The sequence below is a fragment of the Methanolacinia paynteri genome, from assembly GCF_000784355.1.
Lineage (GTDB): Archaea > Halobacteriota > Methanomicrobia > Methanomicrobiales > Methanomicrobiaceae > Methanolacinia > Methanolacinia paynteri.
In genome coordinates this window covers 158,755-184,801 of the sequence record NZ_KN360940.1, presented here as the reverse complement: position 1 = coordinate 184,801, position 26,047 = coordinate 158,755, and the positions used below count along the sequence as shown (strand labels likewise).

Below are 26,047 nucleotides of genomic sequence, written 5' to 3'. Positions count from 1 at the left end.
GATCTCAGTGCGAGACGGATGCAATCAGCTGTGCGGTCTCTGCCGAAAGATCCTCTTTTCCCTCAATCTTCGATATATCTTTTATCGATTCGAGGATATGAACAGAACTTTCGAGAAAACTCAGTATATCTGCAGGCGCGATATCGATACCGTATTCGTCGAGCATGACCTCACTTATCTGCCTGTGATCCAGTCCTGAGATCCGCAGTTCGACGATCATCTTCACGAATTTTCTTTCCGGGCACCCGCACAGAGGGTTTTGCCTGCACTTGCAGTCAAGAAAATCCTTAAAAAAATGTATAAGCTGTTCCCTTGTCCTCTTGTCGAGCTTCTGGTAATTCATGCAGGCGCTGACTGCCTCAAGAAACGGCCCTTTGAATACCAGTTCGGGAACACGGAACCCGACAATATTCTGGAGCTTCTTCGCTCCCCTGAATTTCGCCTTCGATGCGATCAAATGCCGACTCCGAACTCCTCGTCGAACTTGCTGAGCGTCTTCATCGCCTCGCCCATGTCGTCGACCTCGATGAGCCAGTCGTCGAACATGATCGGCTCATCAACATCGCCGCGCAGATATTTGCCGCAGCAAGAACCGCCGTCAAGCACTAGGGCACCGATATCGGCTGCAATCTCAAGAGCTTTTTCAGGATCGTCGTCTCCCACATCACGGCCGGATTTTACGAGGTCCTTGATCTCTGCTGACGGAATTTCACCATTGATGTACTTCCTGCACGAGAGGAACAGGACAAGGAATCTCATCTGGACGCCCTGGATAATGTCGGTAAGCTCGTTATCGGGGACTTCGCCCATGATGATCTCTTCGACTTCGTTCATCTTCTCGAGGGCTGTCTTTGAATCGAAACCGTTGTTCTGGAAGATTTTTACTATCTTTAAGACCGAGACATTGAGGTCCTTGGTAAAGTTGTCAAGAGACGCAAGCCCCTCGGGCATCTCATCGGACTCGGGATCGCCTTCAAAATCCATCTCCATGAGGGTCTTCATCCAGTTGTCCCATCTTTCCTGTGTATAGAAGTAATACAGAACCGACTGCGGCTCCGGCTTATCGTCCTTCTTTTTCTTTGCCATAGTTACTAAAGATTTCAACCACTGAATTAAAGATATTTGCTTTTATCCCATCGTATCCCACCGGATGGATGCAAAGATAATAACGATCAGGCCGTATATATTGAGAGATGAAAAGGGCCGTAATGATAAGATACGGGGAGTTATTTCTAAAAAGCGAACCAGTCATGAGGCATTATGTGGGCGTCCTCACGGCAAATATAAAGAGAGCCCTTGACGCGGAGGAGATCTGCCACGAGATAACGATAACAAGAGGCAGGATCTTTGTTTACGGAGAAGACGTGGATGCGATAAATTCCGTCTTGCTAAGAATATTCGGGATAGTGGGAACGAGTATTGTCATATGCACGCCGCCGGACAGGGAAATCATAGAGAAGACCGCGGCAATGGTGGCATCGCGGACCCTGAAGCCGGGCATGTCGTTTGCAGTCAGGGCGAGGCGATCGAATATCAAGGGATTCACCAGCCAGGAGCTTGCCGCATCGGCGGGTTCGTGCATATACGAGGCGGTAGGGGACCTCAGGGTCGACCTGGACAATCCCGAATATGAGATCTTCATCGAGGCAAGATCGAACGGGGGATTCATCTATGAAACCAGAACCCCGGGACCGGGCGGCCTTCCCGTAGGGACGCAGGGGAAGGTGCTCTGTCTTCTCTCAGCAGGAATAGATTCGCCTGTGGCGGCATGGCTTGCGATGAGCCGTGGATGCATACCGGGATTCATTTACTTCGACGGCGGGGATTATTTCGGAAAGGATACGAACAGGGCGGTTCTCGAAAACCTGCAGAACCTCTCACGGTGGTACCCGGGCAGCACGGTCGAAGCGGCTTTCATCGATATCACACCCTTTTTCGACAGGCTGACCGATAAGTCTGCAAAGGAAGCCCTGAAGAACCGATGCATCATATGCAAGAGATTCATGCTCAGGCTTGCGGGAAAGTGTGCACTCGACTGGAAGTACCTCGGCCTTGTGACAGGAAACAGCATCGGGCAGGTTGCCTCACAGACACTCGCAAACATTGGGATTCTCGGGAGTGCTGTTCCGGAGGGTCTTGCATTGATCGAACCGCTGATAACGTACGACAAGGAGGATACAGTAAAAATCGCACGAAATATCGGAACATTCAGGGAGAATGCGGGAGATCTTTCATGCGGTGTCGTTCCCTCGCACCCGTCGATTGCTGCGACCCTCGCGAAGGTTATCGGGGATGAAGAGATGCTCGGAATTCCTGAACTTATCGAAGAATGCATCCCGCGTAAAAAAATTTACAAAGCAAAAGACGGAAAATTGTTGGATTGAATTTTTTATTTTTTTGTGAATCTTTTAGATCTTTGCTAATCTGTGTAGGTATGAAAAGTAAGTTCCGCTATTTTTGACAACCCCTCGCCGCGAGCCACACATCGGCCCCGACCTCGGGGCCTCTCAATGGCGATAGCCACTCAGGGGATAGACGAGTATCCCCTGAGCGGCGAGACGCGGTAAATTTCATGATACCAAAAAACTAAATTCAACAGCTCAGGGGACCCTTGCCGGTCTCCTGAGCGTGCCGTGAGAAGATTATCTTCAGGCAAGGCCCCTAGGCAGGGGCCGTCCGGCGGCTTGTGGCCGCCGGTGCCGGGGTTGCCTGAATTATATCTGAACGTATTTGAGGATGTAGGCTATCTCGGAATTATTTGCCCACACAGATTAGCGACAAGCCATTTTTTCTTTTTTTAAAAAAAATTTATTTTCCCGGATTATTCCCGGTTCACGACAAGGCCGTTCTCTTCCGCAACATCCCGGAAGGCATTTGCAAGATACTCGGTTTGATTATCGGTAAGCCCGAACGTGTTATACTTCCAAACTCTTGTCGATCCGGCGATCATCCCGGTTATGCCTTTCTTCTTCAGGTCGCCGGAGAGGAAGAATCCGCGTTTTTTATGGGTCTGTGCTACTTTATCGAACGATTCTATCGTATTGATTCTTGTCAGCGTGTGCTCCCTCGGGCACTCGCTTAAACAGACCGTGCCTTCGATCGATAGCAGGGCGTCGGTAACGATCCTGCTGTGCTCGACCTCCTTGTCCCAGTTTTCGACACGCTCCTGTACAGCCGGGAACGATGCGATGAGCCCCATAACCGTAACTCCCATCAGTGTGCAGCCCATCAGCTCGACCTCCTTTATACCGAAAGTCCTGCCGGTCACATCGCCTTTCGCCTGTGTTGTCCTGAACACCTTGTCGGCATACTCCTCTTTTGCGGCAAGGACTCCTGAGGGTGCAGGAGCGGCCATGCTCTTGTGGCCGGACCCGACGAGGAAGTCGGCGCCAAGATCTTTTCCGTCGACAGGCATGATGCCCACGGTATACGCTCCGTTTACGAGTACCGGAACGTCATATTGGTGGGCCGCCTTCGTTATTCCTTTGATATCGTGTATATGACCGTACTGGTAGTCGACATGCTCGACAAACATCAGTGCGGGGGGTCTCCCAAATTTTGCGATGACATCCTCTATCTTCTGCGCCGCCGCATCTGCCGTGATATGTTTGTCGTCGCTGAGCGGGGTCTCGACAGGGACTCCGCCTGACTGCTCGACAGATACAAACTCTGTGTAATGGGAGAGCGAGGTGAGGACAACCGGATCGCCCTTTGAAACCATGCTTGATGCGACCGCCTGAAAACCTCTTCTTGCGCCGGGGACGACCCGGAGCTGGTCCATGTTCAGCCACTTCGCACAGTCCTCGTGGAACTGTGCAAGCGGGGGCTTCTGGATATAGTCCAGCCTGAATGGTTTTAAGCAGTTGTCGCAGACAGAATATCCGTCCGCGTATGCGATAACCGCCTTATGCGCCTCGGGAGTAAGCCTTCCGCCGGCCTGGATCGGGTCGATGTTGATATACATCTCCTCGACATCCCTCGCCTCTATTGAGCCTGTGCACTTCACTTCAGCACCTCTTCTTCAAGGATTCCTACCTGTTTCTTCAGCTTTTCAATTATCTTTGCGGCCTCTGCCTTCTGGGTCTCGTCGAGCTGATGTGTCGGGGCGGTCAGCCGGTAAAGCGCCCTGATATCAGTCAGCAGGAAGAAGGCCTGAAACATCGCATCCACTCCTCTCCGGGACATCAAATCACCTATACAATTTCATTCCGATATTGTATAACTGAATCGGGAAATAATTATCTTAAACCAGCCGGATTCACTTTCACCTCTCCCGGCAACCGGTTATAATTAAACCAGAACGACAATGAAAATAATAAGCGGATGCAGCAGAAATAAGATATCAGGATATTCAAGATGAAGATCGTCCACATCGCCGATACACACCTGGGACTTGCGGGATTCAACAGGATCGACCCGGATAGCGGGATGAATCTTCGCGAGAAACTGGTCTACGACAACTTCCTCGAATCAATTAAGATTGTTGTCAGGCAGAAGCCGGATGCGGTCGTTCATGCAGGCGATCTCTTCGACAGGGTCAAGCCGCGGACAAATGCATACATCACGGTGATGTCCGCACTCAATATACTTGAAGAGGCCGGAATTCCACTCATTCTTATCTCCGGCAACCACAGCATGCCGAAGACCCGTTACACTCCCTCTCCTTTCGAAGTGCTCAAATATCATAGGGCGGAGGTTCACTGTGCATACAAATACAGTTATGAAAAGATGGAGGTCGGCGACACCACATTCCACCTGATCCCGAATATGCTGAATGCATCTCAATACCGGGATGCTTTCAACGAGATCGAGATCAGCCCGGGTACATGTAATGTCATGGTGACTCACGGCCTCGCCACCACCCTCCGGGACTACCGCCTCAGGACAGTTGCAGAACACGAGATCGATTCGACGATGCTCTCGGAGGATTTCAACTATATCGCCCTCGGTCATTTCCACGGGCAGAAGCAGGTGGCTGAAAACGCATGGTACTCGGGTTCGATCGAATACTGTTCATACAACGAGATAATCGATACGAAGGGCGGCCTTGTCGTCGACACGGAATCGGGTGAAGTTGTCCCGCTCATGCTTCCCAACACCCCGATGGCGAACCTGGGGAAGATCGACTGCGGCACCCTGACACCGTCGGAGATCACAGAAAAGATCGCATCGATAATCGACAGGATGGAAAACCCCGCAGGAACCATCTGTCAGGTCAGGCTTGAGAACGTTCTCCGGGAGAAGATGAGAAATCTCAACAGGGAGGAGATGACAGCGATCAAGGACCGGGTTCTCAATCTCAGGATTACGACCGATACGATAGATCCGGTAAACAGGGGTTTTGAAGCCGAAGATCCTTCATCTGTTGACTATGTGGATGAGTTCAGGAAATTTGTAAGCATTCAGGGGCTCGAAGGATGTCTTGAAGAGGAGGTCATAAAGACCGGCACGGGGATATTCAAAACGGTGCTCGAAAAACACAGGGAGGCGGATTAGTTGATCCTTGAGAGAATAGAGTTTAAAAATTTCAAGCGCTACTCCGACGAGACGATAAATTTTAATGACGGGATCACGGGGATCATCGGCAATAACGGCTCGGGAAAGAGCACGATAGTTCAGGGAATTCTCTTTGCATTATATGGTGTTCGGGCCGGGATCGAAGGAGATTTCATCAACAGTTCCGGTTCAAACAGCAAGGATAAATGCTCTGTCTCGCTTGACTTCCAAAAAGACGGGAACAACTACACCATTACCCGCTGGTACAGAAAAACTCCCTCCACGACCCAGCACGAGGCCCAGCTGAAAATTAACGACGTCCTCCTTGCCGACGGGGTCAGCCAGGTCGAGACAGAGATCGAGAGGATCGTCGGCATGGCTGCTTCGGATTTCAAGAACACAATCTATGCCGGCCAGAAGGATCTCAGCTCTCTTCTTGACGATTCTCCCGCGGAAAGGCAGAAATGGTTCATGAAGATGCTCGGCATCGATTTCCTGAAGAAAGAGGCGGACGCGAGGATAAAGACGCTCGTCGACGAATGCAGGACTAGCATGGCAGGTCTCGGGAGCTATCTGGAAGAGAAGGAGAAAGAAAATCTCCCGGAGAAGATCGATGCCGCGGCAGCGGAGATGAAGCAAGCCGAAGGAAACCTGAATCTAATTTTCAACAAGATCAAAGAACTCGAAGGGGACGAGACAGAGCTTAAGAAAAAAGCAGATTATCTCTCTGAAAAATGGAAAGAATACAGGGAGCTCGAAAAGGATATCGATCTTCTCAGGGAAGCGAACAGACAGAAGTCTGAATATAGATCAGCATTCGGCAAAAAACTGGCTGAATATGAAAAGATGCTTCCAGAGTTCGAGAAGCCATCAGCCTCCGAAAAGAACTATCCCGTTGTAAAAAGCAAATACAACGAATACAAGGAGAAAGAAAAGGCTCACCTGAAGATCTCCTCTCTGATTGAAAATCTCGAATATAAACTGAATTCGGAAAAATCGGGGCTGGATGAGATAAACGAAAAGATCGAATCGTTATCCGTTGACAAAAAGTGGCACGACGAGATTCATCCCGAAATTTTGAAGCGGAACAAGCTCATTGAAGAATATGACAGGCTGAAAAAATGCGAAGATGAATTCAGGCGGCTTGAGAACGGGAGGATCAAATTCCGGGAGCAGTTAAAGCACTATACGAAGCAGGCGGAATCATTAAGGAATGAGATCGAAAGCGCCGAAGAAAGGCTGAAAGAGATCGGATATTCCGGCGAACTTGATTCAAAGATCGAGGAACTCGAAGACGGGGAGAAGAAACTGGCGGGTGAATCGATCAAACTTACGGAATCGGTTAAAACCCTGGATCGCGAGAAGAAAAAGCTCTCGAAGGAGCTTGATGAGATTATCGCACTCGGGGAGGACGGCGAGTGTCCTACCTGCAAGAGGAGGCTCGGCGATCAATATAGGATTCTCGAAGATTCGCTGAAGGCCGGGATCGAATCGAATGAAAACGAATCCGCGGAACTGAAAAGCAAGATCTTGGGGATTAAAGCTGATCACGAAAAGGCACTTCATGAGCTTGACAGACTGAAATCGGTCAGGAGAGAATCCCTCGGGATTATCTCCGTGCTTGAGGCAAATAAGAAAAAGAGACAAGAACTCTACCTGAAGGTCGAAGAGACAATCGGGAATGAGAGCAAGTTAAACGAAGAGATCGTCAGGATGTCTTTTTCTGATTCAGCAATCAGGGAGCTGGAGAGATCGATAAAATCGCTGGACGGGATCTTTTTTGAATACCGTGATATTGAGATAAGACTGAAGGACGAGCAGTCTCTCTCTTCCCGCAAGGCCGATACCGAAGGAAAGATCTCGGATATCTCCCAGAAGATCGAAGACGAAAAGAAAAAGCTCTCAGAACTCAGGTTTGATCCTGAGAAATACCGGGCTGTTGAAATCGCCTTTGAAGAAGCTGAAGCTCTCCACCAGAGATACCTCGAACTTAAACCGAAGATCGACCAGATTCCTTCGCTGAAAGACGAGATCGGTAAACTGGAAGAAGAAATGAATCTCAACTCCAAAAAGTTCACCACGACTGAAGCAACTCTGAAATCAATGGAGATCTCTGAGGAGATTGTTAAATCCGCACTCTCGGATGTTGAGGAATGCAGGAAAAAGATCAGCGGAAAGAAGATTGAAGCGGCCGGGCTTGAGAGCAATATAAGGCATCTCAGGGAGGATCTCGAACGACTGGAGAAAGAAACTGCCGATATTAATGAGAGAAAGAAGAGATATTCGGAACTCCAGGAGAGAATGGTCGTTTTCGAAAAGACACGCGGCCTCATGAAGGAGTATATAGTATACCTCCTGAATGTTATCAGGGCAAAGATCGAGGGGGAAGTCGGACAGGTCCTCTCGGAGATCACCGGCGGCAGGTACGAAAACGTCCTCATCGATGAAAATTTCGATATCCTCGTAAATGACCTCGGCGAGAACTTCCCAGCAAGAAGATTCTCCGGGGGAGAGCAGGACGATATCGCAATCGCACTCAGGATCGCACTGAGCAGGTATCTTGCAGATATGCATCACATGAACGGAGGTACGTTTATGATCTTCGACGAGATCTTCGGCAGCCAGGACGAGGAGCGGCGCAGCAACCTGATATCTGCTCTAAGGACACAGGAGTCGCACTTCCCGCAGATCTTCCTGATATCCCATATCGGCGATATCCAGGGGGAGTTCTCGACTTCGCTCCTTGTAAAGATAAAAGACGACTGGAGTAGCGAGGTAATCGAGGTGTCGGATTGAGGAACAACAAACTATACAGGGACGATCTCGACTCAGTCGCCGGGTACATCAACGGGATCTGCTCGGGCGAACCCCTGAAGAGGATTATTGACGATTCACCGATAAATCCAGAAGACTTCAGGAACCCTGCAAAAAGGTTTGATTCCACCGTTGCGGCAGTCGACGGAAGCAATGCCATGATTCTTGAATCCGGTTCCTTTTCAGTCGTTGCAATACGTGCAGTCTCGGTCGCATTCAGGGGAGGAGAACGGCTCTTTACAAAAACGACTCCCCTTAGGCTTCCAAGGATCTCAAAGCTCCATGCTTCTGATGAATACAGGCGTCTCTATATGGAATGTTTCGGGACTGAGCCTGAGAATCCGATCGACGACGACCCATCAAGAGCAGCCTCGGTATTCAGGGACACTCTCGAATACTGGACTGCAAAGGAAACGCTGGAAAAACTGAAACCCGGCGACTGCCTGCTGCTTGACGGAAGCCTCAGGACCAGCCATGCCAGCCATAATCCTATCCTTGCGGACATCGTACGAGACTGTGGAAACTTGGGGATTTATCTTGTTTCTGTTTCGAAGAGAAATTCACTGACATGGAACGGATTTCCCCTCGACATCGCAATAAATGCAGCGGCATCCGAATTCGGGATCAAACCCCCGTGGTTTATCGAGATTCCCAAAGGAATCACCGACCAGAAGAGGCACGAACAATGGCACAGGGGCAAGACCTACATTATAAAGCTGCATCCCGCATCCGGGATCGTATTGAAGGCCGAAATCCCGAAATACGCCGACAATGCGTACGCAGAAGCGGCTCTTTCCGCCTGTGCTGAGTATTCAGGCGACGGGAGAATCCCGGGTTACCCATATCCTCTAATGGAGGCGCACAGGGGATGCTGCATCACGCAGGAGATAACCGATATCATCAGGCAGGATGTTATCGGCAGGATCGACGAAAACGGCATAGACCGGACAAGATACAACCAGCTCTTCGGAGACCTTCACGATGAATTTGCAAGATATTGAAACGAACGACTATTCCAAGTACAGGCTTGTCGGAAACAGCGTGCTCTCCTACAGGTTCACTGTTCCGCACAATGAAATGATATTCGTGGGCGACATCCTCAAAATAACGGACAGCGAAAAGGACCTCGTCTTCTTTGCAAAGATAACCGACCTCCTTCATGACAGCAACTTCGCGGATTCCAAGTGGGACACGAGGCCTCACACGAATCACTTCTACAATCTCGGCGAGGACGTATACATCACCGCGGAAGCCACACCCCTCGGGTGCATTGATAAGAGCATTGGATCAGAAGGAACCTTCAGGAAGGCCAGAACTATCCCGACCAAGTTCTCGGAAGTCTCAAAGCCCGACGACGAGGACTTCAGGTTCCTGAAATCTGTGATGGGCGACATCGAGGTAGGCATGATGCGAACCGGGCAGGAAGTCCTGAAGGACGTTCCTGTCTCCCTGCACAGTTCAATCCTGCCGCAGCACATGGGGGTTTTCGCCACAACGGGAATGGGAAAGAGCAACTTCATGAAGACCTTCTGTGCATCCTGCATGAAGGAGAGAAAATTCGGCCTGCTCATGGTCGATCCCCACGGTGAATATGTTGCCGGCGGAAGGTCTTCGACAGGCGATAAGGTAACGGGCCTTCTTAATTACAGCAATGGAAGAGACGGCCTGACCGTATTCACGATAAGCGATCTGAACATTAAAAGATACAGCCTGAACAGGCTTACTCTCTCTTACGACGATTTCAGGGCGTCCGATCTCTTCCTTCTCTACGAACATTCGCAGGCCCAAAGAGAGCTTGTAGAGATCCTCGACGATCTCGACGGCGGAAATCTGATTGACTTCTTCATGAATACCGATTTCTCGGAGTTCGACCCGCAGGTTCCCGAGACTTACACAGGGCCCCACACCCATATGGCATCAAGAGTCAGGAACTTCAGCCCGAGCACACTTGAAGTCATCCAGAGAAGAGTAGTATCTCTCGTCAGTAGAAACTCGAAGTTCCTGAAGCAAAGGACCTCTGCAATTGACGAAATAGTCACCGCACTCCACAACAGGAAAGTCGTCCTGATCGACATCCCCGGGATGAACGAACAGAGCGAGCTCCTCGTACTCTCGATAATCACAAGAAAACTTCTAAGAATTCACCAGAACGAAGAGAAATTCACGGACACGGGTTCGGACGATATAGAGAATGTCCTCATTACTATAGAGGAGGCACAGAGAGTCCTCGGGTCCGGAGCGGGAAAAACACAGATCTTCAGAGAATGTGCAATGGAGGGCCGTAAATTCGGTATCGGACTTTGTGTTATCACCCAGCAGCCGAAGAATATCGATCCCAAGGTGCTCGCCCAGCTCAATACATTCGTAATCATGGGGCTTGGAGACAGAAACGACAGGCAGATAGTCTCGGCGAGTGCAAAACAGGATCTCTCGGAGATGGATACCGAGATCCAGACGCTCGATACAGGTGAGGCGATCATAAGTTCGCCGAAGATCCCGTTCCCGGTCAGCACCAAAATTCACAAATTCGAAACATATGTAGCATCCCTTAATAAGAAAACACCCAAATCCCCCACTCCGGAGAAAATCGGATTCTGATTTCTGCAAATTTTTCCGAAGTAAAAAAGAAAATTTAAACCATTTCCACACCCAAAAATATATAAAATGAGGTACTTCACCGGGGATACAAGCTATTTTAAAAAGACTATGCTTCTCGGCATAATGATCGGCCTGATCTCCGGGTTCGGAGCCCTGTTTTTCTTCTGGGGACTTAAATACGGTTCACTATTCTTCATGGACTGGATTGTCAATTACACAGTCCCGAGGGAGGGCCAGACCGCCGCCCAGATCGCCGGGTGGACTCCGCCTGTCAACATCTGGCTTATTCTTCCCGTAATATCCTTCGGTGCACTTCTCTCCGGGCTTCTTGTATACACTTTTGCACCCGAAGCAGAAGGCCACGGGACGGATGCGGCAATACGTGCATTCCACAAGGAAGGAAGAATCCGCCCCCGGGTTGTTATCGTAAAGGCAGTCTCTTCGATTCTTACGATATCCACCGGAGGAAGTGCAGGCAGGGAAGGGCCGACCGCACAGATCTCCGCGGGATTCGGGTCGGTGATGAGCGACGTCTTCAAGTTGTCCGAACACGAAAGAAGAATCGCGATCGCAACCGGTATAGGTGCAGGAATCGCAACGATCTTCAAGGCTCCGCTCGGCGGCGCACTGCTCGCCGCAGAGATTCTCTATTACCGTGATTTCGAATCTGAAGCGGTCGTTCCGGCTTTCCTTGCTTCGATAATAGGCTATTCGATATTCGGTTACTTCGAAGGATACGACCCGATATTTTCAGGTGCCGAAATTTCGTGGAACGTGACACAGATCCCGTTCTTCCTTGTTCTGGGAGTGTTTTGCTCTGCATTCGGCCTTCTCTATATCAAAACATTCTATTCCACAAAAGATCTTTTTTCAGGATTTTTTACAAAACATCATATCCCCAATCATTTCAAACCGCTCGCGGGCGCAGTAATTATCGGGCTTTTCGTTATCGCACTTGCACACATCTCCCATGATACCATGATTGCGGCTCTCGGAGGTCTCGGTGCAGGTTACGGCTTCATCCAGCTTTCGGTATACAATATGCTGCCCCTGACCGTGCTTCTCCTCCTGCCGTTCATCAAAATCATTACGACATCGCTTACAATAGGATCAGGCGGGAGCGGCGGTGTGTTCGCCCCCGGACTTGTTATAGGGGGAGCAGTCGGCGGGGCTCTGGGAATGCTGTTCCATTTCTTTATCCCGGAGATCATACCGCTTGCAACGGTTCCAGCATTCGTGATTGTTGGAATGATCTCTCTCTTCGGCGGCATATCCAATGCACCGATAGCGGTGATGATAATGGTAGTCGAGATGAGCGGCGACTTCTCGCTCCTTGTTCCTGCGATGGGTGCTGTCGCGATCTCCACCATACTCACCGGAGACAGCACGATATTCAGGGAGCAGGTCCCGACAAAGGCACAATCCGGTGCCCACAGGGGCGAATACAATGTCGAGATTCTTGAAGACATCACTGCAAGGGAGGCCATGACTAAAAAGGAAGATCTAATCTGCATCAGTCCGTCGGACTCGGCAAAAGAGGTCATTAAGATTATGGACGAAAGTCTCCACACGGGCTTTCCTGTTATTGAAGACGGAAAACTCGTGGGAATAGTTACCATGAGAAATATCCGGAAGGAGATGGACAATTCAGAAGATGTCGAGATCGGGGAGATCATGGTTAAGGAACTAATAACCATCAACGCCGGTTCCTCTCTTGAAAAAGCCCTGTCCGTCATGATGTCCAACGCAATTCACCACCTTCCTGTAGTGGACGACAACGATCCTGAGAAACTGGAAGGATTCATTACATCTACTGATATCATGCGGGCTTATACAAAGAGGATGAATAAGTAATTTGGATTCTTTTTTATCAATTCAAGATTTTTTACTCGGTGATTTTTTTCTGGAGGCAACCTTTGCGCAGTTCGCTCCGCATCCGCTCCGTGAACACGCCCTGACCTCAGGGCTTGCGCTATCGCGATAGCCCGGCCTGGACGCTACCCTTTCGGGTAACCTCGGCCGGGGAAAAAAGTCATAATTATGAACCAGTGATCTGAGTCGCAAAGAATTTAAAAAAACAAGTCGGGAAAAGACCTGGAGCCGGAGGGATGCTTGCCCATCCCGACGGCGACCTATCGTCATGAGAGGGAGGGTCACAGGGAGGGGGATACCTCCCCCTCCCTTGTATAACGTCTGTTTTAACACCCCATTCAAGAATTTCAAAAATCAAAACAAAATTCAAAGAAAAAACAATCCTAAATTTGGGTAAAAAAGAGAAGGTGGTTTCCCTTTCCTCCTTCGCTTTATTATGAGCCTTTGTCCTGAGTTTTCGTGTTCTGAGGTTTACCTGAAAAAGTTGTGGAGGATCTTCAGGTAGTTATATTTAGTTTATTCTTTCTGCCCGAAGATGTCGAAGATCTGGTCGGTACCTGTGTCGTTAAGGCGCTTCCTTTCGGCCGGCTCCTCAACAAGTGCAAGCACAGGAAGATCCATGTTGACACCAGGTTCGTAGCCGAACATATCCTGCATCTCAAGCTGGATTGCGTGCATGAAGAGAGCGTTGGGGATATCCATCGCACAGAGCTCTTCGCACTGCCCGCAGTTTATACATGAGTCGGCAATGTGTGTGTAGCGAATCAGGTGGAACATGAAGGGCGGCGGAACCTGTCCCGGCGGAACAAGATGAGGCTTCCTGGTCGAACATTCCACGCAGTAGCAGATCGGGCAGTTCTCTATACACTGGTAGCACTTGATACAGCGGGAGGTCTCGGACATGATATAGTCCAGGCGCTCCTTGCCTTCTCCAAGCTCTCCGAACTGCTTCGCCCTAGACTTGTCGGCGAGTTTATACATCGAGTTCTCGATCTTTGCACGGATGTCGATTCCCGCGGGGTTCGGAGCTGCAGTCTCGATTGCACCTGCACTCTTCGCTTTCGTAACAAGATCCGCACCCTTGTCGGAGCAAATCTCGACGAATGTCGCCTTTCCGGCCTTGTCCCCGATAACTCCCCAGTTACCGCATGCAAGATCGCACTGGCGGGGGACTTTCGTCTTACAGCGCTGGCAGTTGGAACGACGGCCAAATCCTTCCTCTTCGAGCTCGTCGATCGAGATTCCCTTCTCGCCGCCTTCATACTCGATGATGAACTTGCCTTTGTCGATCTCTTCCTTGTGTACGGTGTCGGGGTCGACGTCGTACTTCTCTGCGATCATCCTTCGTCCTACACCGGGGGCGACCGATCCACCGCAGTTCAGACCGATCATGATAACATTGTCGAGATTGATCTGCTGCCTCTTTGCAAGCTCGTACATCGCCTTTGCATCACAGCCCTTGAGCGTGATCGCGATCTTCATGTCGCGTGCACCGTTGAAGTACTTCTTTATGAGCTTCGGGAGGAGGAGAGTTCCGCAGTGAAGCGAACCTGCCGCCTTTGCAATGTCCTCGGGGTCGGTGATGAACACGGGCTTTGCATCGTAGAGATCGACACCTTTTGCAACTGTAAGGACACCGTCGACCATCTTGCTTTCAAGTGCGTACTTCAGGAGCGATGTAACCGCTCCTCCGCATTCGCCGCTCTTCAGGCATTCTGGGTTTGAAGCCCATGCATATATCATATCGCCTTTTGCTGCCATCTTCAGGCCTCCTTCTTCTTAACATTTATAGCACAGGCCTTGTACTCCGGTGTCTTCGAGACAGGGTCATACGGTGTGTTGGTAATCCAGTTCGCCCTGCATTCCCAGAAGTGGAACGGCATGAACATGACACCCTTCTTGATATCCGGCGTCTTTCTTGCAGGCACGTCGACCTCTCCCCTGCGGGAGTATGCAGTGACAATGTCACCGGTCTCGATGCCCATCTCTGCCGCATCCTCTTCGTTTATCTCGATCCATCCTGTCGGGCAGTCCCTGTTCAGACTTTCGCTCCTGCGTGTCATCGTTCCGGACGGCCAGTGCCAGATTGTTGCTCCTGTAGTCAGGATGAACGGGTAATCGGCGTCCGTCTGCTCGGCCGGGGGCCTGTGTTCGATCGGTGCGAATACCGACTTTCCTTCGGGCATGCCGTTGAATGTCTCGCAGTGGAGAACCTTGGTTCCGGGGTGGTCGCATGTCGGACAGGGCCACTGGAGACCTTCCTTCTCGATACGCTCGTAGTTCATACCGCAGTACTGGGGCGTAAGTGCGGCCATTTCGTCGAAGACCTCGGATGCATTCTGCCACGGGAACTTGTCGCCCATTCCCATCTTGGCGGCGAGCTCTGCGATGATCTGCCAGTCATACTTCGACTCGCCGGGACCGTCCTGGGCCTTCCTCCAGCGCTGAACGCGGCGCTCCGTGTTCGTCTGCGTGCCGTCCTTTTCGGCATAGCAGACCGCAGGAAGAACGACATCGGCGTATTCTGCCGTCTCTGTCAGGAAGATATCCTGGACAACGAGGAACTCGATGTTCTTCAGTGCCTTGTCGACGTGTGCGATATCCGGATCTGAGATGATCGGGTTCTCACCCATAAGATACAGGCATTTCAGCTTCTCGGGTTCGTCCGCGAATGTGTCGAGCATTTCGGGGATCGTAAGACCGATCTTTGCCGGCATCTTGCAGCCCCATGCATCCTCGAACTTCTTTACGGCTGCCTCGTCGGTAACCTTCTGGTAACCGGGAAATACGTTCGGGAGTGCACCCATATCACAGGCGCCCTGGACATTGTTCTGTCCTCTCAGAGGGTTGACACCTGTGCCGGGTTTGCCCATGTTTCCTGTGAGCATCTGGAGGAAACCGACAGAACGGACGTTGTCGACGCCGACGGTGTGCTGTGTGATACCAAGCGTGTATACTGCTGTTGTCTTCTCCGCTTCGTGTATCCACTGGCATGCAGTCTTTATGTCTTCGACCGGAACGCCGGTGATCTTCGAGACGTTCTCAAGGCTGTACTTCTCCTGCATGACGTTCTTCTTGAACTCTTCATACCCGACGGTTCTCTTCTCGATGAAGTCCTTGTTCTCCCAGCCGTTCTGGATGATATACTGCATCATACCGTTCAGGAGGGCGATATCGGTTCCGGAGTAGTGCTGGATGTGAAGATGAGCCTGCTTGGCGGTGGGAGTTCTGCGTGGATCGCAGACGATAATCTTTGCTCCCTTCTTCTTTGCCTGCATCAGCCTGCGTCCTGCAAGCGGGTGGGCTTCGAAGTTGTTGCTGCCTATGATGAACGCACAGTTCGTATCGGCGAGATCCGAGACCGAATTCGTCATAGCTCCCGATCCGAAGATCTGGGCGAGTCCCGCAACCGTCGATGCATGGCAGAGCCTTGCACAGTGATCGATGTTAGGAGTCTGCATAACACAGCGCCCGAACTTCTGGAGTGCATAATTGTCCTCGTTGGATGCACGTGCACAGCATATCACAGATGACTGCTCCCCCTTGTACTGTGCAAATTTCTCAGCAACGAGATCAAGTGCCTCATCCCAGGAAGCTTCGACAAATTTGCCGTCTTTCTTGATCATAGGCGTTTTAAGCCGGTCCGGGGCATTTACAAATTCATGGGCATATGACCCTTTCGGGCATACCCTGCCCTCGTTGACGGGAGAGCGCTGGAACGGGGCCGTTCCTACTACTTTTCCGTCAACGACTACCAGGTTGAATGAACATCCCGTACCACAGTAGGGGCAGGTGGTCGGGACATACTTGAAATCCATAGTCATTTGTACCTCTCTACAATAGAGTTTTGAAAAAAAATTGCTTATAAACATTGTTAAATGAACTTATGAAAATCGAATGAATTTCGATTTTTTAGCTTTTGTTAATAATTTTGACAATTTTTAAACAAGTTTACATTTTTTGTTTGTAAATTCAATATCATTAACAGAACTGTATTGTAGTGACTTAAAAAGAGAATTAAGCCCCAAATTCCCCGTGATTTGTATTTGCGCGGCTTTACTGCACTACTTATTTGATATGCAATAGTGTCACTCAGATTGAAATCTCAATACGAACCTCACGGTTACAACCAAAATCGTCAGGGAATAAAGTATCTGCATCAAATAACCGGTGTTGTATTCACTCCACGGATTGAATATTATGACGGCGTACAAGGGTGCAAGAAGAGCCACGATATCTTTCTTCTCGTTGACGAAAGCCATTCCTCCGAGAATGAATGAAGATATGATGCATCCTGCAACACCGAGATATCCCAGAACCGGATTTTCATTAAAGATAAAACCGATAATGATGCCGGCAAAAGAGACCAGGGGCACTACGACCCAAATCTTTTTTTTGGCAGAGAGATCCTGCAATACTGAAGAAACCATAATTAATAATTAAAATTGCATTGAAGTAATTTAAACTGATACAAATTAACCGGAAGTCACTCCGGCTTCTTTTTGCGATCCGTTTTACGTATGATTACCGCATTGATTACGGGATCTCCGACAAGGACATAACGCCTTATGACCTGGCCATATACTTCGACATAGTCCTCGGCATCGACATCTTCTTTCGGTGAAGTGAACATCTTTACAGATATCTCGCCGGTCCTGTCGGCAACAACATACTGCGGCCGGTTCAGGAATTTGAACAACGCTCTTTCAACCACGCCCTCTATCCTCACTACATTTCCGATCGACGAAGGGTTGATCATCTTTATCTTCGTGTTTTTCGCCTCGGCCTCGTATATGGGTTCGAGCCCTGCGTACTGGCTCTGGCTCATATGGTTCAGTCCGATCGGGATCAGAACCAGAATAATGATGGAGACAATGCCCCATATTAAAACGAAATAATCCCTGCTTGCCACAAAGTAAAGGGCAAGAAGAAAGATGAGGATTGCAGCCACAATCAGGCTGACGAAAGAGATCCTCACCCGCGTCCCTTTGATTTTCATCTGAATCAGTATTTATTCTGAAACCTAATTATTTGCTCGCTTCAATCTCTTTCTTGAATGCGTAGTAATACAGGACTCCTACGAAGAACAGTCCGCCTACGATGTTTCCTATGGTTACGATGATGATGTTGTTAGTCCACATCGTGACCCAGTTAAGGCCCTGGATTTTTGCAAGACCTATTGAAGCAGCCTGATCGGCCGTAAGGTAGGGGGCGGTCATTATCCCTGCAGGGATGAAGTACATGTTCGCTACACAGTGCTCGAATCCTGACGATACGAAAGCCATGATCGGGAACCATATTCCGACAATCTTGCCGATCGCATCGTCCGCACAAATTCCAAGAAGAATTGCGAGGTTAACGAGCCAGTTACAACAGATCGCCTTTAGGAATGCAGAGAACATCCCGAAGAAACCTGCATAAGATACTTTTCCGACAGCAATATTGACGGCCGTTAAGCCGAAAACAGTTGCCGTACCCGTGCTTCCAGACCAGCTTGTGAGCGGGCCGTAGGCCATGAAGAACGCGTAGACCAGCGATCCGATCAGGTTTCCGATATAAACCCAGACCCACAAATTCAGGACAGAAGCCCAGCTCACCTTATGGATGAAAGCTGCCATCGGGGCAAACATCGCATCTCCGGTAAAGAGTTCAGCACCGGTAAGAACGATGATAATAAGCCCGACAGGGAAGACAGCACCCAAAACAAGTTTTGCAATACCCGCACCAAGCGTTGCCGAGACTCCCGTCGAACAGACTGTCGCCAGGGCACCTCCTATTGCGATATATGCTCCGGCCATGAATCCGCGGAGGAGCATATTCCATGCAGGCAGGCCTACTTTATACTTGCCTGCATCTCCAGTTTTAGCTACAATAGTAACAGGGGCATGAAATACCATACTATACAACCTCTAAATGCCTTTATCTGCTTCGTGAAACCCATGAACAAATATAGGCAATTAAAATTCATAAAATCTCCATATATAAATCTTTTTAAATTTTTACGTGAAAAATGCGATTTATTTCCAAAAAATGCCTTTTTTTGAAGAGTTTTGATTTTAATTCTAATTTACAAAATTTAAAAGTTAAGTTATATAAGATACCTTTTCATCTGGCACGCATATTGGCAACACGCCTATGAATACCATAGTGATATGCAATTGTGCCTAATAAAAGGGAGATCTGTTTCCAAATCACGTCCGGAATAAACATAAAATAACGGGACTTCAAAATTAGAAAAATGGTATCACTATATAATCCCTGAAAAATTATAGGGGCCGAACAGGATGCCTAAATTTCAAAAGTAAAAGATTAAAATATTATTATATCTTTTAGGGCTGCCGAACGGGAAAGATCTTTTATTTTTTAGTGCGCGTCATTCGTCCGGGAGAAAATTAATTTCACAAGACTGGCCCTTTCGACAGTACACAACACCTGTCTCAAATAGATTTATCTTGTGACAGAAATAATCTACTTTTCAGCAATATTTTTAAATTAACCGGCGTATCCGACAGTAATTATTCTTAACAAACATCAGGGATGAGACACCATATTCAGCCGGATTTTTTTCAGTACAACACTTGAGAAAATTATATTATATCATGCTCATTATCCCGGCATAATGCAGGGGAGTATTTTCAGGGGATCATAAAAGATGGAATCGGAATTAATAATCACAGGTCTGGCTTTTCTGGCTTTGGCCTGTGTCTCTGCGACTATCGCAACATTCGCCGGAGAAGGCAAAGAGTCATTAAACAAATTCTCCTCATTCACGGGGATCTGCGGTTCGCTGCTGACTGCATCGGGGTCTTTTCTGGCTTTTGCAGGAGACAGGGAGATTATTCTCGGCACTTATCCGCTTGCTCCGGGACTCGACCTGTATTTCGGGATAGACAGACTGTCGGGAATTTTCCTTCTCCTGCTTGGAATTGTGTCGTGCGCAGTATCTCTCTATATACTCGGCGACCTGGGAGCAGGAGAAAATAAGAATCTTCAAAACCGCATCAGTACGCGAAACGCCCTGATGTACGGATTCATAATATCCATGGCGCTGGTCCTCATATCGAGGGACATCGTCGGGTTCATACTCAGCTGGGAGCTCATGGCGGTATCCTCGTTTCTTCTTGTAATGTTCGAATACGAGGACAAAAAAACGCAGAGGGCCGGGATGTATTATTTTGCTATGACCCAGCTTTCGACCGTGTTCATAATTTCCGGGTTCCTGGCGCTGGTAAGTGAATCGGGGAGTTATACCTTCAGCGGGATCGCTCCCGTATCGGGAGATCCCGGTAGCCTGATCTTCTGCCTTCTTCTGGTCGGTTTTTCGATAAAGGCCGGTGTGATACCGCTGCACAAATGGCTTCCGTATGCACACCCGGCTGCACCTTCGGCAATATCCGCACTGATGTCCGGCGTAATGCTGAATATTGCGGTCTACGGTCTCCTGAGAATTCTCCTTGACATCACTGAAATCGAGATCTGGTGGGGCGGAGTAATAATCGTGCTCGGCCTGCTTTCCGCCGTTCTCGGAGTCATGTACGCGATGAAGGAATCCGATATAAAAGCACTTCTGGCATACAGCAGCATCGAAAATATCGGGATCATATTCCTCGGAATCGGATTGTTCGTCCTCTTTACCGCCTCCTCCTATGAATTTCTCGGGATGCTCGCACTTGCAGGAGCCATCTTCCATGCATTCAGCCATGGAATCGTCAAGTCGCTCCTGTTCATGACAGCCGGGTCCGTGGTTCATTCCGTTCATACGAGAGATATCGACGAGATGGGAGGGCTCATAAAAAGAATGCCGAAGACAGGTCTCATCTTTTTTGTCGGGGCGATCGCGATATCTGCAATTCCCCCTCTATGCTGTTTCGCCGGGGAACTGATGATATTCGAATCACTGATCTACTCGTTCCAGGAGGTCGGAGCATATATGCGGCTTTTAATCCTGGTAATCCTCTCCCTCTTCGCCCTCACGAGTGCGATGTCAGCCGCATGCTTCGTGAAGGCATTCGGGATCTCCTTCCTGGGGCTCCCACGGTCAAGATGTGCCGAAGAGGCGGAAGAGGTCCATTCCGGAGCGGTAGCCGGCCCCGCGATCCTTGCAGGCGTGTGCATCCTTACCGGAGTGTTCTCCGGGATGATTATGGATTTTGCAGGCTACCCCGGATTCCTTCCGGACATGCTCTCAGTCAGCCTCCTGCTGCTCCTGGTTGTTTTATTGGTCTACGCTTCGCTTAAGACCATTAGGCATCCTTCCGACAGGATCTCGGTGACATGGGACTGCGGAATACGAAGGCCGGCATCACGAATCGAATATACATCCGAGGGATTTTCACAGCCCCTCGTAACAATATTTTCGTCGATGTTCAGGACAAGGCAGTGCCTTGAAAAAGAATATTGCGATTCTGAAGGATGCATCTTCAAATCCGGCACCGGCGGGATCAGGCTCATCCGGTTTTTTGAAGAGTACATATACATCCCTGCCGGACGTGCCGTCGAAAGATTCGCAGAACTCATATCAAGGCACCAGAACGGCAGTCTCGATACATATCTCCTGTACCTTTTCATCACCGTCGTTTCGGTTATAATATACCTGGGGCTGATGCAATGATCACCTTTGAAAGCGTTATCTACTGCCTGTTGAACGCAGGCGTGGTGATTCTACTCGCACCGCTCTTCATGACAGTCGTCAAAAAAGTCAAGGCGAAAATGCAGGGAAGGCAGGGGCCACCGCTGTTCCAGATGTACTACAATATCGCCAAGCTTCTTTCAAAGGAGGCCGTCTACTCGGACACGTCTTCATGGGTAACGCGTGCTGTCCCCGTAGTTTCACTGGCGGTAATGATTCTTGCGGCCCTCTTCGTGCCTGTAATATTCATCCCTGATTCATTCGGGGGAATCGGAAACATAATCCTGTTCCTCTACATCCTGGCGATAGGGCGGTTCATGATCTCCCTTGCCGGACTCGATGCCGGGAGCACCTTCGGCGGGATGGGAAGCTCAAGAGAGATGAGCCTTTCGACCGTAATCGAACCCACGATCATAATCGTAGCGGCGGCACTTGCAACAGTCCTCGGAACGCTCGACATATTCGAGATGTTTGAAAAGACGACCGCACTCGACATTGCAACGATGCCGACCCTCCTCCTGATCTCGATATCCGTGTTCCTTATACTCATTATCGAGACATCACGTGTTCCGGTCGACAATCCCGAAACCCATCTCGAACTCACGATGATTCACGAGGGAATGATCCTCGAATACTCGGGAAGGAACCTCGCACTGATGGAGCTCTCGCATGCAGTCAAACAGGCGGTATACATGGGACTTTTGATCGGGATCATCGTTCCATTCGGGATTCTGGGCAGCGGGGACCTGCTGGTGCCCGGAATTTTTATCGCTGCACTCCTGTTCCTAGGGAAGGGGCTGATCCTTGCGGCGATCATAGGCCTTTTCGAGTCGTCGATGGCCAAAATGCGTTTCTTCAGCATACCCACGCTCTTCATGACCGCATTCTTCTTTTCGGCGCTGACCATCATCATCGAGGTGTTCGCATGATCGACGCAGTCATGTCAGATACGGTCAGGGTAATACTCGTCCTGATACTGATAACAGCGGCGCTGATCATATCCACGAGGACTCTTTCCGCACTTGTCAGGGTATATTCGATACAGTCCCTGCTCATCACGATTTTGGCATGCATTCTCTGGTTTATGACAAGAGAGGACACGCTTCTCCTGATCGCCGCAATCACATTCGCGGCAAAAGTAATTCTTATTCCGTCGTTCATTACAGGAATCCAGAAAAAGATCCATATCAGGAGAGACCTCGAATTCAGCTACCTCAAACCGGCCGGTTCGATTGTCGTGTCGCTGATGCTCATGCTCCTGGTATACGTGGTGTTTTCAGGAGTCTTCGGCAGCTTCGCGACGGAAAACCCCCTCTTCTTCCTGGGTTCGATAGTCGGAGTATCGCTGATGCTGATGGGGATGCTTGTAACATTCAGCCGCAAAAAGACGATCACGAAGGTCATGGGATACCTTTCGATGGAGAACGGAGTGCTCGTATTCGGGTGCTTCGCCACTGAACTCCCCTTCATCGTCGAAGTGATGATCCTCGTAGATCTCATCATCCTCGTAATTCTTACGACAATCCTGACGATAGGAATCGACTCTTCACTCGAGGAGTTCCAGGAACGCCTGGTCAGGTATCACATCTGGCCGTCGGGGGAGGATGAACAATGACCGCCATTCTCTATCTCATCGCGGGAATCATCGCGTTCTCCCTCATAATGATCCTGAAAGGCCACAGATCGAAGAAAGTCATCCTCATCCTTCACTCCGCGGCAAACATCGCGATATCAGGGTACATCATGTTCGCCTGCGCCATCCCGGAGACCTCGGGATTCTTCAGGGTCGACCATCTCTCCGCATTCGAGGCGGGGCTCTCGTCCGTCGTGTTCTTCGCGGCATCCCTCTACGCGGGAGGATATGTCACACGCCTGATTGAAACCGGCGAGCTGAACCCGAAAAGCCTCAGGCTCTTCTACGGCGGATTCTCCATATTGATGACCGTAACGCCGCTGGTCTTCCTCTCCGACAACCTCGCATTGTTCTGGATACTCGCAGAGATAACCACCGTCGTCTCGGCGATGCTCGTTGCAAGCCTCGCGGCGAGGGAGAATATCGACGCGGCCCTGAAGTACATCTTCATCGCATCAACCGCGATGCTGTTCGCATTTATCGGGCTCATCTTCCTATTCGAGATGTCGAGAACCGGAGGGGGAGCGGGAACCCTGAACTGGTCGGAGCTTATGACCATGTCGCAGGGCTTTGATCCCGCAGTGTCGCTGGCGGCGTTTTTCTTCGTGTTCATCGGATTCTCGGCAAAGAGCGGTATCGTTCCGTTCCATACCTGGCTCCCGGATGCGCATTCAAAGGCCCCGTCCGCAGTTAGTGCAGTACTCTCGGGCGTTCTGCTCAATATAGGGATATACGGAATTATCCGCGTATATGCGATAATAAGGCAGGTCCCTGAGACAGAGACCGCAGGTATGTTCGTCCTCTTTTTCGGAATCCTGACTGTATTCGTCGCATCGATGATGATGCTCAGGCAGCACAACCTGAAGAAGCTGATCGCATGTTCGAGCATAGAGAATATGGGCCTGATCTTGATCGGCCTCTCGTTCTGGACGCCTTTTGCAGTATTCTGGGTATTGTTCCAAACCCTTGCGCACTCACTGACAAAGGCTGAGCTCTTCCTTTCGGCAGGAATCATTCACAGGCAGTACAAATCGGAAAACCCGGCAGAGGAGGACGTGATCTGCGACGCCTTCGATATGCAGCCCGCCGCTTCGGTATTCCTTGTTGCAGGCGCCCTTGCGATAACCGGAACTCCCCTCTTCCCGGTCTTCCTCCCGAAACTGTTCATACTGCTCGAAGCGATAAGATTCGATCCCCTGATGGGACTTCTAATACTGCTCTTTATCGCAATCGCCTCCTTCGCCCTGTTCAGGTTCATCTGGAACGCCCTCTCATGCAGGTCCGACGGTGCCGGCATCAAAAAGCCCGATCATTATCCGGTCGCAAAAGGCATGCACATCGGCATTGTGTTCCTGCTGGTGCTCATGCTTTATTTCGGGATCATGGTCCCGGACTGGTTCTACAATTACTTAAACATGATAATCTCTGAGCTCGGACTGGGAGGTGCATTGTAATGGCAGATTCCTGCAAACCAACAATGATTGCAAACAACGGCGTAATGGATCATGAATTCCGCCTTGCCGAAAATGACACGGATTTCGGTGAACGGATAGAATACCTGAAAAGATCTGGCTATGTCCTGCTCTGCCTCTTCTGCCGGGAGGACTATGCAACAAGAGATCTTTTCAGGCTGACATACATCTTCGAGAGCCAGGAGAACAGGCATATTTACGAGATGGAATACGGGACATCCTGTAATGCGGTCTCGATTGCAGAACTGTTCCCGACGGCATCCCTGTATGAAAGAGAGATCACCGACGGTTTCGGCATTCCTTTCAGCGGCTCTTTCGACACGAGGAGGCTGATCCTCCATGCCGCCTATCCGAAGGATTTCCACCCTCTGAAAAAATCGTTCCGCAACGGACCCGTAAACGTCAGGGAGTATGTCCCGGAAGAGGAGCTTTATAAATTCAGGAGGCTCGAGGGAAAAGGAGTCTACGAGGTCGCCGTAGGGCCTGTTCACGCAGGAGTCATCGAGCCGGGGCACTTCAGGTTCAGCGTAATCGGTGAGGCGATATTCAACCTCGAAACCCGCCTCTATTATCTCCACAGGGGGATCGAAAAACTCGCCGAGGGTAAAAAACCGGCAGAATGCCTGAAGATTGCCGAATCGATATCCGGAGACGAGAGCGTTGCAAACTCCGTCTGCTTCTGCCTTGCGGCCGAAAAGATCGCAGGCATCAGGCCGTCCCTTCGTGCGGAGACGCTGAGAGGCATCGCACTCGAGATGGAGAGAATCTGCTCGCTGTTAAGCGACTGTGCAGGGATGCTGACCGATGTGGCCTACCCTGTAGGAGCAAGCCGGTTCATGGCCCTGAAGGAGGAGTGCATGAGAATGAACAAAAAGCTCTTCGGCCACAGGTTCATAAGGGGTTATATCACCATCGGCGGCGTGTCGGCCGATATCGGATCTACCGATCTCCTGCTGCTGGAGTCCTTTGCAGACAGGATCGGCGAATCCGTAAAAGAGGCATACGATTCCGCGGTAACCTCCTCGTCGGTCATCGACAGGCTCGCCACAACAGGAATCGTCAGGCAGTCGCTTATCAGACCATTAAACCTGACCGGACCCGTTGCAAGATCTTCGGGAGGCAGAAGAGACGTGAGAACAGACTACCCCTACGGGATCTACAATCACCACACTCCTGAGATCCCTTCACACGATACCGGCGATGTGCTGTCCCGTTTCATGCAGAAGGCAGAAGAGATCCAGGCATCGGCACGGTTCATAAAAAGCATCACCGGGGAGATGCCGGCAGGAGAGATCAAAACCTCCGGAACGGATATCCACGACGGATGTGCATTCGCGATGGTCGAAGGTGCACGGGGCCAGAACCTGCATTACCTGGAAATTCGCGACGGAAAGATCTGGAGATACAAGGTTCGGACCGCATCTTTCACGAACTGGCTTTCGATCGAGCATGCCGTTATCGGAAACATCGTTCCGGACTTTCCGGTGATCAACAAGAGCCTGAACCTTTCCTATGCGGGGAACGATCTGTGAG

The 26,047-nt window shown here is 50.0% G+C and carries 20 protein-coding genes; 11 read left to right on the top strand and 9 right to left on the bottom strand.

The features are described from left to right. Positions 1–4: 4 nt before the first annotated feature. Both METPAY_RS11830 and METPAY_RS11825 read right to left on the bottom strand, forming a co-directional pair. The gene (locus tag METPAY_RS11830) at positions 5–457 is read right to left on the bottom strand and encodes a DUF5814 domain-containing protein (RefSeq protein WP_048152759.1); all 453 of its coding nucleotides are present in this window, start codon (positions 455–457) and stop codon (positions 5–7) included. Continuing rightward, the gene (locus METPAY_RS11825; RefSeq protein ID WP_048152758.1) at positions 454–1,086 is read right to left on the bottom strand and encodes a DUF2150 family protein; all 633 of its coding nucleotides are present in this window, start codon (positions 1,084–1,086) and stop codon (positions 454–456) included. Before METPAY_RS11825 ends, METPAY_RS11830 begins: the two co-directional genes overlap by 4 nt. A gap of 107 nt (positions 1,087–1,193) precedes the next feature. Here METPAY_RS11825 and thiI point away from each other — a divergent pair, with 107 nt between their 5' ends. Continuing rightward, positions 1,194–2,384, top strand: coding sequence for a tRNA uracil 4-sulfurtransferase ThiI (gene thiI / locus METPAY_RS11820; RefSeq protein WP_245611644.1), 1,191 nt, complete (start codon positions 1,194–1,196; stop codon positions 2,382–2,384). Positions 2,385–2,821: 437 nt separating this feature from the next. Here thiI and pscS read toward each other — a convergent pair whose 3' ends face one another. Together pscS and METPAY_RS11810 are read right to left on the bottom strand one after the other, a co-directional pair. Next, positions 2,822–4,006, bottom strand: coding sequence for an O-phospho-L-seryl-tRNA:Cys-tRNA synthase (pscS, locus tag METPAY_RS11815; RefSeq protein WP_048152757.1), 1,185 nt, complete (start codon positions 4,004–4,006; stop codon positions 2,822–2,824). Continuing rightward, positions 4,003–4,185, bottom strand: a complete 183-nt coding sequence (locus METPAY_RS11810; protein WP_013328974.1) for a hypothetical protein — start codon at positions 4,183–4,185, stop codon at positions 4,003–4,005. The genes pscS and METPAY_RS11810 overlap by 4 nt, the downstream gene beginning before the upstream one ends. Before the next feature lie 171 nt (positions 4,186–4,356). On the opposite strand from METPAY_RS11810, the gene METPAY_RS11805 reads away from it, so the two are divergent. From METPAY_RS11805 to METPAY_RS11785, 5 genes are all read left to right on the top strand, one after another. Then, positions 4,357–5,496 (top strand): metallophosphoesterase family protein, encoded by a 1,140-nt coding sequence (locus METPAY_RS11805; protein ID WP_048152756.1) that lies wholly within the window; start codon positions 4,357–4,359, stop codon positions 5,494–5,496. Continuing rightward, on the top strand, positions 5,497–8,292 hold the full coding sequence (locus tag METPAY_RS11800; protein ID WP_048152755.1) for an AAA family ATPase: 2,796 nt from the start codon (positions 5,497–5,499) through the stop codon (positions 8,290–8,292). After that, positions 8,289–9,311: a DNA double-strand break repair nuclease NurA gene (locus METPAY_RS11795; RefSeq protein ID WP_048152754.1), complete on the top strand. Its 1,023-nt coding sequence runs from the start codon at positions 8,289–8,291 to the stop codon at positions 9,309–9,311. The genes METPAY_RS11800 and METPAY_RS11795 overlap by 4 nt, the downstream gene beginning before the upstream one ends. Continuing rightward, positions 9,292–10,908: an ATP-binding protein gene (locus METPAY_RS11790; protein ID WP_048152753.1), complete on the top strand. Its 1,617-nt coding sequence runs from the start codon at positions 9,292–9,294 to the stop codon at positions 10,906–10,908. The genes METPAY_RS11795 and METPAY_RS11790 overlap by 20 nt, the downstream gene beginning before the upstream one ends. A 66-nt stretch (positions 10,909–10,974) precedes the next feature. Beyond that, entirely contained in the window at positions 10,975–12,762 is a 1,788-nt protein-coding gene (locus METPAY_RS11785) for a chloride channel protein (RefSeq protein ID WP_048152752.1), read from the top strand. Positions 12,763–13,296: 534 nt separating this feature from the next. Here the strand turns inward: METPAY_RS11785 and METPAY_RS11780 are convergent. From METPAY_RS11780 to METPAY_RS11760, 5 genes are all read right to left on the bottom strand, one after another. After that, positions 13,297–14,541, bottom strand: a complete 1,245-nt coding sequence (locus METPAY_RS11780; protein WP_048152751.1) for a Coenzyme F420 hydrogenase/dehydrogenase, beta subunit C-terminal domain — start codon at positions 14,539–14,541, stop codon at positions 13,297–13,299. A 2-nt stretch (positions 14,542–14,543) separates the two neighbouring features. After that, complete coding sequence (fdhF, locus tag METPAY_RS11775) at positions 14,544–16,598, bottom strand: formate dehydrogenase subunit alpha (protein WP_048152750.1); 2,055 nt, start codon at positions 16,596–16,598, stop codon at positions 14,544–14,546. 270 nt (positions 16,599–16,868) lie between these two features. Then, positions 16,869–17,210, bottom strand: a complete 342-nt coding sequence (locus METPAY_RS11770; RefSeq protein WP_048152749.1) for a hypothetical protein — start codon at positions 17,208–17,210, stop codon at positions 16,869–16,871. A gap of 56 nt (positions 17,211–17,266) precedes the next feature. Beyond that, on the bottom strand, positions 17,267–17,779 hold the full coding sequence (locus METPAY_RS11765; RefSeq protein WP_048152748.1) for a hypothetical protein: 513 nt from the start codon (positions 17,777–17,779) through the stop codon (positions 17,267–17,269). Positions 17,780–17,807: 28 nt separating this feature from the next. Next, entirely contained in the window at positions 17,808–18,677 is an 870-nt protein-coding gene (locus METPAY_RS11760) for a formate/nitrite transporter family protein (protein ID WP_048152747.1), read from the bottom strand. Positions 18,678–19,432: 755 nt separating this feature from the next. Here METPAY_RS11760 and METPAY_RS11755 point away from each other — a divergent pair. From METPAY_RS11755 to METPAY_RS11735, 5 genes are read left to right on the top strand one after another with little or no spacing between them, the layout of a single operon-like run. After that, positions 19,433–21,391 (top strand): proton-conducting transporter transmembrane domain-containing protein, encoded by a 1,959-nt coding sequence (locus METPAY_RS11755; RefSeq protein WP_048152746.1) that lies wholly within the window; start codon positions 19,433–19,435, stop codon positions 21,389–21,391. Then, on the top strand, positions 21,388–22,338 hold the full coding sequence (locus METPAY_RS11750) for a respiratory chain complex I subunit 1 family protein (RefSeq protein ID WP_048152745.1): 951 nt from the start codon (positions 21,388–21,390) through the stop codon (positions 22,336–22,338). Before METPAY_RS11755 ends, METPAY_RS11750 begins: the two co-directional genes overlap by 4 nt. Continuing rightward, entirely contained in the window at positions 22,335–23,024 is a 690-nt protein-coding gene (locus METPAY_RS11745; RefSeq protein WP_048152744.1) for a hydrogenase subunit, read from the top strand. The genes METPAY_RS11750 and METPAY_RS11745 overlap by 4 nt, the downstream gene beginning before the upstream one ends. Next, positions 23,021–24,496 (top strand): proton-conducting transporter transmembrane domain-containing protein, encoded by a 1,476-nt coding sequence (locus METPAY_RS11740; RefSeq protein WP_048152743.1) that lies wholly within the window; start codon positions 23,021–23,023, stop codon positions 24,494–24,496. The genes METPAY_RS11745 and METPAY_RS11740 overlap by 4 nt, the downstream gene beginning before the upstream one ends. Beyond that, positions 24,496–26,046: a hydrogenase large subunit gene (locus METPAY_RS11735; protein ID WP_048152742.1), complete on the top strand. Its 1,551-nt coding sequence runs from the start codon at positions 24,496–24,498 to the stop codon at positions 26,044–26,046. Before METPAY_RS11740 ends, METPAY_RS11735 begins: the two co-directional genes overlap by 1 nt. The last annotated feature ends 1 nt before the right edge of the window (position 26,047 follow it).